Origin of the sequence: Actinophytocola sp. (assembly GCF_045807065.1) — a bacterium.
Lineage (GTDB): Bacteria > Actinomycetota > Actinomycetes > Mycobacteriales > Pseudonocardiaceae > Actinophytocola.
The window spans coordinates 1-11,106 of the sequence record NZ_JBJMIE010000290.1 but is presented as its reverse complement, the minus strand read 5'-3'; the positions used below and the strand labels follow the sequence as shown (position 1 = coordinate 11,106).

General features: G+C 70.6%; 12 protein-coding genes. All 12 read right to left on the bottom strand.

All coding sequences use genetic code 11. From position 1 onward, the window contains the following. Positions 1 to 2 precede the first annotated feature (2 nt). Complete coding sequence (locus ACJ73U_RS16795; protein WP_407778564.1) at positions 3 to 947, bottom strand: DUF6282 family protein; 945 nt, start codon at positions 945 to 947, stop codon at positions 3 to 5. A gap of 31 nt (positions 948 to 978) precedes the next feature. Next, positions 979 to 1,977, bottom strand: coding sequence for a cyclase family protein (locus ACJ73U_RS16790; protein WP_407778563.1), 999 nt, complete (start codon positions 1,975 to 1,977; stop codon positions 979 to 981). After that, entirely contained in the window at positions 1,943 to 3,118 is a 1,176-nt protein-coding gene (locus ACJ73U_RS16785; protein ID WP_407778562.1) for an MFS transporter, read from the bottom strand. The genes ACJ73U_RS16790 and ACJ73U_RS16785 overlap by 35 nt, the downstream gene beginning before the upstream one ends. Positions 3,119 to 3,166: 48 nt before the next feature. Beyond that, positions 3,167 to 4,480 (bottom strand): MFS transporter, encoded by a 1,314-nt coding sequence (locus ACJ73U_RS16780; RefSeq protein WP_407778561.1) that lies wholly within the window; start codon positions 4,478 to 4,480, stop codon positions 3,167 to 3,169. 30 nt (positions 4,481 to 4,510) lie between these two features. Next, on the bottom strand, positions 4,511 to 5,428 hold the full coding sequence (locus ACJ73U_RS16775; protein ID WP_407778560.1) for a hypothetical protein: 918 nt from the start codon (positions 5,426 to 5,428) through the stop codon (positions 4,511 to 4,513). Continuing rightward, positions 5,425 to 5,817, bottom strand: a complete 393-nt coding sequence (locus tag ACJ73U_RS16770; protein ID WP_407778559.1) for a Zn-ribbon domain-containing OB-fold protein — start codon at positions 5,815 to 5,817, stop codon at positions 5,425 to 5,427. The genes ACJ73U_RS16775 and ACJ73U_RS16770 overlap by 4 nt, the downstream gene beginning before the upstream one ends. Then, positions 5,814 to 6,971, bottom strand: a complete 1,158-nt coding sequence (locus ACJ73U_RS16765; RefSeq protein WP_407778558.1) for a thiolase domain-containing protein — start codon at positions 6,969 to 6,971, stop codon at positions 5,814 to 5,816. The genes ACJ73U_RS16770 and ACJ73U_RS16765 overlap by 4 nt, the downstream gene beginning before the upstream one ends. Next, on the bottom strand, positions 6,968 to 7,627 hold the full coding sequence (locus ACJ73U_RS16760; protein ID WP_407778557.1) for a 3-oxoacid CoA-transferase subunit B: 660 nt from the start codon (positions 7,625 to 7,627) through the stop codon (positions 6,968 to 6,970). Before ACJ73U_RS16760 ends, ACJ73U_RS16765 begins: the two co-directional genes overlap by 4 nt. Next, the gene (locus tag ACJ73U_RS16755; protein ID WP_407778556.1) at positions 7,624 to 8,355 is read right to left on the bottom strand and encodes a CoA transferase subunit A; all 732 of its coding nucleotides are present in this window, start codon (positions 8,353 to 8,355) and stop codon (positions 7,624 to 7,626) included. Before ACJ73U_RS16755 ends, ACJ73U_RS16760 begins: the two co-directional genes overlap by 4 nt. Further along, positions 8,352 to 9,128: an HpcH/HpaI aldolase family protein gene (locus ACJ73U_RS16750; protein WP_407778555.1), complete on the bottom strand. Its 777-nt coding sequence runs from the start codon at positions 9,126 to 9,128 to the stop codon at positions 8,352 to 8,354. Before ACJ73U_RS16750 ends, ACJ73U_RS16755 begins: the two co-directional genes overlap by 4 nt. Positions 9,129 to 9,640: 512 nt before the next feature. Further along, positions 9,641 to 10,321 (bottom strand): hypothetical protein, encoded by a 681-nt coding sequence (locus tag ACJ73U_RS16745; RefSeq protein ID WP_407778554.1) that lies wholly within the window; start codon positions 10,319 to 10,321, stop codon positions 9,641 to 9,643. 64 nt (positions 10,322 to 10,385) lie between these two features. Beyond that, positions 10,386 to 11,106: response regulator (locus tag ACJ73U_RS16740; RefSeq protein ID WP_407778553.1), on the bottom strand; the 721-nt coding region annotated here is incomplete at its 5' end.

The window sequence follows — 11,106 nt, the reverse complement described above, 5'->3', positions numbered from 1 at the left end:
GCTCAGGTGGACAGCAGTTGGGCGGCGTTACCACCGGTCATCGCCTTGATGTCGGTCGGGGCGATGGCCTGGTCCAGCAGCACGCGCACCATCCGGCGGTAGGCGGTGACCGGCAGCGGGTTGTTCTTCTGCCCGAGGTCGGAGGAGAAGATCGTCTGACCGGGTCCGGCCGCCCGGTAGAACTCGGCGAGCCTGGCGAACGGTTCGGGCTTGGGCTCCCGGCCGACCAGCATCGCCAGGCAGTGTTCCACGTGGGCGCCCTTGCGGCACCACTCGCCGATGCGCGCGGGCGAGGCGCCGACGATGAAGTCCGGGTGGCTGACCACGATGCGCCGCACGCCCGCCTCGAGCGCGCCCGGGATCAGTACGTCGATCTCGTCCGCGGGCAGGTGGCCGCAGTTCATGATCGCCGACTCACTGGCGATCACGTCGAGGATGTCCCGGGTGGCCGCGTTCAGCCTGCCGGACTCGTCGAGCACCGTGATCGGCTCGTCGTCGCGCAGCGGGATGCCGGCGACGGGGAACCCGGTGTGGTTGTGCGCGTGGAAGTCGATGTGCGCCCGTGACGCGATCGTCGGGAACCAGACGATCCGGCCACCCATGCGCAGAGCCAGTTCGACGGCGTAGGGGTTGAGGCCGCCGACCGTGTTGTTGAGCGCGACCCCGCCGTAGACCTTGACCGGGATCTCCGCCAGGCCGGCCGACTCCAGCGCCAGGATGTCGCTCTGCATGCTGTGGTGGTGGGATTTGGCCACCAGCGCCCGGAAGCCGACGGTCGCGGCGTCGGCCGCCGCGTCCATGATGGACATGCGGCGGGGGAACGGGCTGGGGCCGGGGTGGGTGTGCAGGTCGACGGCGCCGGTGAGCAGCGCGTCCACCTCCGGGTCAGGACGCGCACGGTCGGCGTCGAGCTCGGGGTCCCACAGTTCGCTCACGGTCTGAGTCATGAGAGCTTCTTCCTGGTCAGTCGGGTTCGGGCTACTTGACGGCGAGTGCGTTGGGTGGCGAGCCGACCCCTCCCTCCAGGTTGAGCGGCTTCGCGGTCAGCAGGAACTCGTGGACGCCGTCGGCGGCGCAGTCCTCGGCCAGCTCGTGGAGTTGCCACAGCTCACCGATGATCATGCCGAGCAGGGCGATGAGCGGGCGGTGCAGCATGCCGTTGTGGGAGGGCCCGCGCGGCGGTGGTGGTTCGTCCGGGTCCACCCAGCCCGAGCCGGGGTCGACCGGCCACGACTCCAGGCCGCCGTTGTCCGCCGCCGTGAGGGCGATCTGGTGGTCCCACAGCCAGGCGACCATGTCCTCGGACTGGTGCAGGCCCGGGCTGCCGGCGTGGGCGGCGCGTTGCTCCGGGGTGGCGTTGCGCCAGTACTCGGCGAACCCGGTGTGCAGCAACAGGATGTCCCCCGAACGGACCTCGACACCGAAGTGCCGTGCCATGTCGTCCAGATCGGACGGCGTGATGCCACGAGGACGGCCCTGCACCAGCGGATCCCCGACGCTGTCGAAGTAGCGGACGGCGTCGAGCAGGATGCCCCGGCCCACGATCCCCTTCTCCGCGAGCAGCTGGATCCCCAGCGCCGGCTTGCCGACGTCGATCTCGGTGTCGGCGACGCCGCCGTAGAAGCCGTGCCGGGGGTGGCGGATGTGCCGCAGACCGTCCACCTGGGACGTCGACTGCAGGTAGAACGAGTCCACCCAGTCATCGCGGTGGTTGGGGTTGTTGGCGAAGATGTGGTGCTCGGTCGGCGGGCGGGTGCCGGCCAGGCTGGGCACAAACGCGTTGAGCGGGTAGTCCAGGTTGAACACCCGGCCACGCCGAACCAGCGCCGTGCCGTCGAGCGCGGTCCGCGGGGTGAGGAAGTTCAGCGTGCCGAGCTGGTCGTCCGGCCCGAACAGCTGCCAGGACGACCCCGGTGGGGCGTCCGTGCGCTGCCGTAGCTCGTCATACCGTGGCACCGCCGGCCTGTTGGAGCTCATCGATCCTCCTGCTCTGTGGCCGGCGCGCCCAGGGGCGCAGGAACGGGACGGCCACCGTGTTGAGCACGAACAACGCCAGGTAGGCCGGCACGTAGTTGTTCGAGAGCGCGTAGACCTGCCCCAGAACCAGCGGTCCGGCCGCGGAGCCCAGGCTCGTCCAGGTCTGGAACCGCGCGAACTTCCTGGCGAAGTCGTCGATTCCGAACAACTCCACGATGACCTGCGAGCGGATCAGGATCGTGTTGCCCAGGCTCTGTCCGATCAGGACGGCGCCGAGGAACAGCACCCACCCGGCCGGTGCCGTCCCGACCAGCACCACCCCGACGGCCTGCGCGCAGAAGCTGGTCATCGTCCACCCGTGCAGGCCCAGCCGCCGGATGCCCGCACTGCCTAGCCACCGTACGGCGACCGCCGCTGCTGTCGCGACCGAGACCGCCAGGCGCGCGCCGGTGAAGTCCCGCTCGATCCCGGTCGCCACGAGGTAGGACATCGCGCCCAGCTGTGAGGCGCTGACCAGGCTGAACGCGACGATCAGCGGCCAGTGCGCGGACATCCGGACCGGCGCCGGCGGGGTCGTGGCCGCCGCCGGCGCCGGACGCGGGGAAGCCCACCGGATGAGCGCCACCGCGCCGCAGCCGATCGTCAGGAAACCCGCCGCGATCACCAGGAACGACGAGGCCACGACCGCCTGGGTGGTCAGCAGCAGCGCCAGCACCGGCGACACCAGGATGCCGCCCGCCGACGAACCGGACGTGGCCAGCGCCATCCCGGCCGTGGGCCGGCCCTCGAAGACACGCACCAGCACCGTCGTCCCGACCACGACGAGCCCGCCGTTGAAGATGGCGCCCAGCACCGCGAACGCGCCGACCACGACGACGCCGCTGGGCCGGGCGGCCATCGCCGTGACGGCCGCCGTCCCACCCAGGACCGCGCACAGCATCACCAGGTTCGGCCGGCGCTGTCCGAACCGGCCGAACACCGGCCCCGTCAACGCACCCACCACGAAGAACCCGGTGCTCGCGAGGGAGAGCTCCGCCGCACCCATCGTGCCCGACCGCAGGAGCGCCGCGATGTAGATCGGGATGCCGTACACGGCGACCCCGCTGCCCGCGGTCTGCAGGACGAAGATGGCGACGGCCACGGGTGCGGCTCTCCGGTCGGCGTGCATACCTGGCCTTCGTGGTGGGTCTCATGCCGCGGCCTTCTCGCCCACCGACTGCAGGTCCACCCCGCGGGTCTCCGGCCCGGAGCGGACGGCCAGCAGGATGACCACGCCGCCCAGGGCGCACAGGATGCCCGCGGTGTAGTGGAACGGCACGAGATGGGCCAACCACAGCTGGTAGTAGGAGAAGAACGCCGGGATGATCACGGCGGTGCTGTAGGCCACGCCCCAGCCCGAGGACCGGACCGCGGTGGCGAAGCGCTCGTTGATGTAGGCCGGCAGCACACCCAGCGAGCCGACGATGAACACGTTGCACAGCGACGCCAGGATGGTCAGCTGGACCCAGCCGTGGACGGTTCCGCTGCCGAGCAGGGTGAACGTGATCGGCGCCCCCACGACGGTGGTCGACGCGGCGATGTAGAGCGCGGGCTTGCGGCCGATGCGGTCGGAGAGCCAGCCGTAGAACAGGTAGGTGGCCATGCCCGGCCAGGCGTTGATGAGTTGGGTGTGCGCGAGGTCGGACGCGGTGTAGCCCTTGTTGGACAGCAACAGCTGCGGCATGACGCTGCCGAGCATGTTCACCGCGAAGAAGACGCCGGTCATGATGAGGTAGGACTGGAGGAAGGCCCGGCCCGAGGCGCCGCGCAGCATGTCGCGCAACGGGGACCTGCTCCGTGGCGTCTCCTTGAAGACGTCGGAGTCCTCGACACGTCGCCGCAGGAACCAGGCGACCAGCCAGGCCAGGATCGCGCCGACGATGAACGGGATCCGCCAGCCCCACTGGACGTAGGGGGAGTGCAGCCCTTCCTTCGGGGCGAACAGCAGGACCAGTGTGGTCAGCACGGCCACCACGAACGGGCCGCCGCTCGCCGAGCACTGGATGAGCGCGCCGGTGAACCCGCGGCGTCCCCTGGGGGCGTACTCCAGCGCCATCGGTGTGGCGGCGGTGTACTCGCCGCCGAGGAAGATGCCCTCGATGAACCGCAGCCCGATGAGCAGCGAGATCGTGCCGAAGCCGTAGATGGTGACCGAGCCGACCTTGCGGCGGCCGATCCGGTCGGCGAAGTGGCCGAACAGCAGGGCGCCCACCGGCCTGCCGACCAGGGTCGCGGCGAAGGTCATGCCGACGAACACCGACAGCTGGCTGGGGGAGAGGTTGGACTGGAAGTAGATCATCGCGGGCAGCAGCGAGGTCGACGCCACGTAGATGGAGTAGGAGTCGATCGCGAAACCCGCCCAGGCGCTGGAGACCGCGCGTCGCCGGCGTGTCCGTAAGTCGTCGTCGGGGGCGGTGGCCGGGACTTCTGTGGTGGCGTGGACTTCTTCGGTGTTGGAGGACATGGGACGTCCCTTCGGCGCTGAAGGCTGGGGTCAGTCGTGCGGGGCGGGGTAGGTGTCCGCGTTGAGCACCCAACCGGGCTGGGCGGTGAAGTCGTGGCGCGGACCGGCGAAGATGTCGATCAGGTGGTTCACCCCGGAGCCGATGGCCTGGGAGGTGTGCACGGTGGGCGGCGGGATGATCGCGACCGAGGGGCTGCCGACGCGGGCGTGGTCCTCCGGTCGCCACGCCGTGGCGTCGGGGCCCCACGGCGTCTGGATGTGGTGGATGTAGGTGCCGGCCACGACGAGGCTGCACTGCTCGAAGTCGTCATGGGTGTGGGGCGACAGCTTGTGCGGGTCGCGTGGCCCCTTGCCCGGCTTGAGGAAGTTGACCATGAAGGCGCGAGTCCGGAAGATGCGGCCGAAGCGCTTGGGCTGGTCCGGCACGTCGGCCATCGGGTAGTGCCGCCAGCGGTAGCCGTCGACCGGTTCCGGCCACGGGTCGAGCGGTGCGACCCGCGGGTGCGGCCGCGCGTAGTCGTCGGCGTTGGCGGCTCGCTTCGCCCACGCGATCTCGTCGGACTGGATGAGTTGCGTGACCGGCCCGCTGCCGGTGCTGACGATCTCGCTCTCGCCGGGTGGGATGACGACCAGGGCCGGCCCGGTGGCGGCGTGCTCCTCGCCGGACCCGGCGCCGCGCATGGCGCTGTGCTCGTCGATCAGGAGCACCACCTGCTCGGAGGACAGCTCGGCGGACCAGATCGTGTCGCCGGGCGCGGGCTCGGTGTGGATGAGGACGAAGTTCTGGCCCCGGACGATCCACTGCCGGCTGCCGGCCTCGGTGACCACGTCCGGCGCGGTGACGGAGAAGTCGAGAAACGCCGGCGCGGCGATCGCCTGGTCGGACCTGTTGGGCGTGGCGTTGCCGCTGGACAGTGCCGAGCGCAGGTCGTCCTTCGCGTAGGTCATGAGTTCTCCTCCGGAGCGAATGTCAGCCGTACGTGCCCGTCTTCGCTCAGACCCTGGCTGAGCCGAACGAGAGTGCCGACCCGCAGTGCCGTCGGCGTGGGGATGTCCACATGGGACAGCACGCGTGGCCCCTCGGCGAGTTCGACGTAGGCGATGACGAACGGGTCGTGCCCGGCGTACTCGCCCTGGCCACGACGGTTGACCGTGTAGGAGTAGACGGTGCCGGTGCCGGAAAGTTCCTCCCAGGCAAGGCTTTCCGACATGCAGTGTGGGCAGCGGGCACGCGGGTACCAGATCAGGGTGGCGCAGTCCGTGCAGCGCGGCAGTGCCAGCTTCCGCTCGGCGAGACCGTCCTGGAGGCGCGCGAGCACCGGGTCGTGCGGGGTCATGCGTCCTCCGCCCCGAGCAGCAGGGTGGCCGCGGCGCTGCGAAAGCCGAGGTTGCCGCCGTGACCCTGCACCAGCCCGATCCGGCAGTCGGGCACCTGGACCTCCGGCGCCGCCTCCCCACGCAGTTGGCGGACGGCCTCGATGGTGCGGACCATGCCGCCGCGCGAGTCCGGGTGGTTGTTGCACAGCCCGCCGCCGTCGGTGTTGAACGGCAGCAGGCCGTCCGGGCCCTTCAGGGTGTCGCCGGTGACGAACGCGCCGCCCTTGCCCTTCTCGCAGAAACCGAGGTCCTCCAGGGACATCAGCACGGTGATGGTGAAGGAGTCGTAGATCGACACGTAGTCGACGTCCTTCGGGGTCAGCCGCGCCTCCTCGAACGCCCGCGGGCCCGAGACCGCGGCGCCCGTGTGGGACAGGTCGACGCGGCCGGTCGCGCTGTGCTTGATGGTCTCCCCGTGGCCCAGCACCTTGACCGTGCGGCGGGGGAGGGTGCGGGCGATCTCCTCGGACACGATGACCAGCGCGCCGCCGCCGTCGGTGGTGATGCAGCAGTCCAACCGGTGCAGCGGGTCCGAGACCAACGGCGAGTTGACGACGTCCTCGATCGTGACCGGGTCGCGCAGCTTGGCGTTCGGGTTGTACTGCGCGTGGTGCGCGGCCGCCACCTTGATCTCCGCGAGCTGTTCGGAGGTGGTGCCGTACTCGTACATGTGCCGCTGTGCCGCCAGGGCGTACCCGGCGGGAACCGTGACCCCGTAGCCCGCCTCGTAGGGATGTTCCGGACCACGGGCACCGCCGGCGGTGCCCGCGCCGGCCAGCGGAAGCCCGGCCATCGCGACCAGCGCCACCTCGCACTTGCCCGCTGCCACCGCGGCCGCGGCGTGCCCCACGTGCATGACGTACGACGCGCCACCGCCCTCGGTGACGTCCACGTACGACAGGTCGGACAGTCCCAGGTGGTCGGCCATCGCGACCGAGCCGAGGCCGGGGACCTCGGAGCAGAAGAAGCCGTCGACGTCCGCCGGGGCGAGCCCGGCGTCGGCGAGCGCCCCGTAGGCGACCTCCGCGATCACCTGGGGCACGGTCCGGTCGGTGATCCTGCGGAGTGGGTGTTCGTAGGCGCCGGCTATCCGCACGGAAGCCTCTCTGGTCATGCCGCTTCTCCTCGGAGATCGACGGTGTAGGTTGCCTCGGTCAGTGCCGCGATGTCGTCCGGGTTGATGCCGGGGGCGCACTCGCGCAGGGTCAGGACGCGTTCGACGAACTCGAACACCGCCAGGTCGGTGTAGACGCGGTCGACCACGCCCGGGCCGGTGAGCGGAAACGTGCATTCCTTGCGCAGCTTGGGGTTTCCGCGCTTGTCGAGGTGGGTCATCATGACCCAGACGCGGCGGGCGCCCACGACGAGATCCATCGCGCCGCCCACTCCGGGGTCGCCGCCAGGGACCAGCCAGTTCGCCAGGTCGCCGTTCTCGCCGACCTGCAGCGCGCCGAGCACGCACAGGTCCAGCCGCCCGCCCCTCGCGATGGCGAAGGACAGCGACGAGTCGAACGACGCGGCGCCGTCCAGCAGCGTGACGGGGTTCTTGCCGGCGTCGGTGACGTCCGGGTCCGGCTCGCCGGTCGGGGCCGGGCCGACGCCGAGCAGGCCGTGCTCGCAGTGGTAGACGATCTCCTTGCCGGGCGTGGCCTGTGCCGGCTGTAGGAGCGGCGCGCCGATGCCCACGTTGACGCACCAGCCGTCCTCAAGGTCCTCGGCCACGCGCCGGGCGAGTTCCGGCCGGCTCAGCCCCTGGTGTGTCGTGGTCATCGGGCGGGTTCCAGCTCGGTGGCCACGAGGTGGTCGACGAACGGGCCCGGCAGGTGGATGTCGTCGGGGTCCAGGCACCCGGTGGGGTCGAGGTGGTCGACCTGCGCGATGGTGGTCCGGGCGGCCATCGCGGCCAGCGGGTTGAAGTTGCGCGCCCCGAGCCGGAAGCGGAGGTTGCCGTACCGGTCCGCCCGGTGCGCCTTCACCAGGGCGAAATCCGGCCGCAGCGGTGACTCGAACACGTAGGTGCGGCCGTCGATCACCCGCCTCTCCTTGCCCGGCAGGGTTTCCTCCACCGTGCCGTCCGCGCCGTAGCGGACCACGAACCCGCCGTCGGCGAGGATCGTCCCGGCCGCGGTCGGGGTGTAGAAGCCGCCGAGGCCCGAACCACCCGCGCGCAGCCGTTCGGCCAGCGTGCCCTGCGGCACCAGTTCGATCTCCACCTCGCCGGCGAAGTACCGCTGGAAGAAGTGGGGGTTGATGGGGAAGGAGCACGAGAACCGGCGGACCCTGTTCTCCGTGAGGAGCCTGCCGATCCCATGCTCACCGGGTAGGCCCCGGCCACCGTTGTTGGCGATGACGTGCAGGCCGCGCACGTCTCGCTCGCAGAGCGCGTCGATCAGGTCGACCGGCACCCCAACCTGGCCGAACCCACCGATCGCGACGGAAGCGCCATTGTGGACGCCTTGTACGGTCTCCGCCGCGCTCGCCCGGATCTTGTCGATCATCGGATGCCCGCCGAGAGCGCCTCGCGCGCCTGGCCGACTGCCCGCCGGGCCGCGCCGGAGATCATCCCCGTGTCGTTGCCGACCAGGATGAACCGGCAGCCCTGTTCGGTCCGCAGGCGGAGTTGGTCGTCGCCCTGGACCACCGTGCCGACCGGGACACCGGCGCGGACCGCGGCCCCGATCGACCTGGTCACGGCGTCGTGCACCACCGGCGAGCCGCCCGGCGCACCCAGGCTGAGCGAGAGGTCGCCGGGTCCGATGAACACGGCATCCACACCGGACACGGCCAGGATCGCGTCGAGGTCCTCGACCGCCTCCCGCTCCTCGATCATCGCGATGCGTGCGACGTCCTCGTGGCCGGCGCGCACGTACTCGGCCGTCCCCCCGTCGAGGCCGCCCCACAGGCCTGCCCGCGCCGCGAAACCCATGCCACGCGTGCCAGCGGGCGGGAAGAGGAACTGCCGCATGACCGCCTCCGCCTGCGCGGCGTTGGAGACGTGCGGCACGAGCACCCCGGCGGCGCCGGCGTCGAGATAGCGCTGGGCGTCGCCGTACCCGTGGTCGGTGATCCGCACCAGCGGCGCGACACCCATCCGGGAGTAGACCACCACCAGGGAGTACACGTCGCGCACCGAGAGCAGCGCGTGCTCGGTGTCGATCACGACGAAGTCGAACCCCGCCGCCCCGATGATCTCGGCGATTTCCAGCGAAGGGATCTTGACGAACGTGCCGACCACAGGTGGGCCGGCCGACTTCAACAACTGCTGGAACATGATCACGATCTCCGTCGACTCGACGTAGCTGAGCTCGCTGTAGCTGAGTTCGTTATACGAACAAGCTGTTCGTGATACGGAGCATGACATGGATCGTTGGCCGAGGCAAGCGGTTCGCTCGACGCACCCGTGCCCCGTCCACTTCGGAGGCGGCCGTGGCAGCGGGATCCCGCCCTGTGCTCGCCGTACGAGGCGGGAACCAGGCGCTGGGGGCGAGGATGCGGGCCGGAAGAAACCGGTCCTACGTGGAGGGTGAGCGGTCGAGAGGATCATTCACGCGGTGGTCGAGGCGGCGATCCAGGACCAGCGGGGACGACACCGGCTCGGACGGCCGGGAACCTCGGTCCTCAGTACGAGCGTGTCGTCGCCGGCCGCGTTGCCGAGGTCATCCGGGGCAGGACGTCGTCGCTACGGTGCAGGACTCGGCGGGTGGCGGCGGGACGTGCGGTCCGCGCCGCGGCTGTCCAGGGTGAGGGGTCCCTCTCACCCGAGAAGGACCCCTCGTGCCGGAGTCAGCTCAGTGTGCCGGTCATCTGGAGCATGGCGTTCAGCTGCACCACGCCGATGGTGAGCGGTGTGGTGCCGACCAGCGTCACATTGCCTTTCTGGTCCCCCGGCGAACTGATCGGCGAGCCCGTCCGCGTCGTGCCGTCGTTGATGGTGATGGTCGAGCCGGTCGTGATGTTCAACGTGCCGGTCGCCGAGCCGAGCGACGTGGCGACGTCGATCGGCGCGGTCAGCGCGAGGTATCCGGTGCCGGCCCAGCTGCCGGAGGCGGACAGCCCTGACCGCTGGGAGATCGTGACGCCGCCGGGGAAGACGGTCGTCGGCAACGTCCAGGTGGCGGTGCCGGTGTTGATGAAGCGCACCTGGAAGGAGATGTCCTTCACGTAGGGGCCGGGTGCCAGGCTCGTGGTGGTCCACACCGACACCGTCGCGGTGAAGGTTCGGACAGTGGAGGCGAAGCAGCCCTGTGCCTCCATCCGCGCCTCGAGGACCTCGATCTTGATGAGCAGATCCGACTGCGCGTCCGGGTCCGAGACATGGTCGAGCAGGTTGTAGAGCCTGGTCAGCTGTGCGCTGAGCTGGGCGCAGGTGGCGGCCGGCACCGCACCGGCCACGGTTGTCGAGCCGAGCACCAGCCCGGCGACGGCCGCGACGGTCAGCACGGCCCGCAACAGAAGATTCCGCATGGTCTCCCTCTGGTTTCCTGCCGCACCCCCGTGGGGCGGCAGGGGGGATCGTGCGGAAGGGAGATCAAAGTCGGTTCACAGCGCCGTCAAAGCCGGCGGCCAACGCGGTCAGCCGGGTGGCGATGTCGGCGCTGAACACGGCACTGCCCTGCACGACACCGCGAATCGCGCCGAGCACCTCGTCCCGTCCGGCGGACTTGAGGATGTAGCCGCGCGCGCCGGCACGCAGCGCGTCGACGATGTGGTCGTCGGTGCCCGACATGGTCATGACCAGCACGGGCAGTGCCGGGTGCGCCTCACGCAGCAGCCGCGTGGCGTCCAGCCCCGAGAGGTCCGGCAGGTGCAGGTCCATCACCACGACGTCGGGCGCGGTCCGCGCCGTCGCCCGGATCGCCTCTGCCGCGTCGCCGGCCTCGGCGACCACGGTGATGTCGGGGTCGGTCTCCAGCGCGATCCGCATCCCGCGCCGGAACATGGGGTGGTCGTCGACCAGCACCACGCGGATCCCCGGGACACTGTCCGCCGGCACGTGTTCGGGTGGCGCCGCGATCGCGGGATCGTCGCGCAGGATCGCCGTCTCCAGGCTTTTCAACCCGGGACCGGGGTCGAGCCCGAGCTGGGTCGCCAGCCGGTCCCGGACCTCCCGGTACACGACGAGGGCCTCGCCGGCACGGCCCTCGCGGTACAGCGCGAGCATCAGTTGGCCGGCGAGGCGCTCGCGCAAAGGATGCGACGCGACGAGCTCCTCGAGCTCGCCCACGAGGTGGCCATGCCAACCCGCTGCG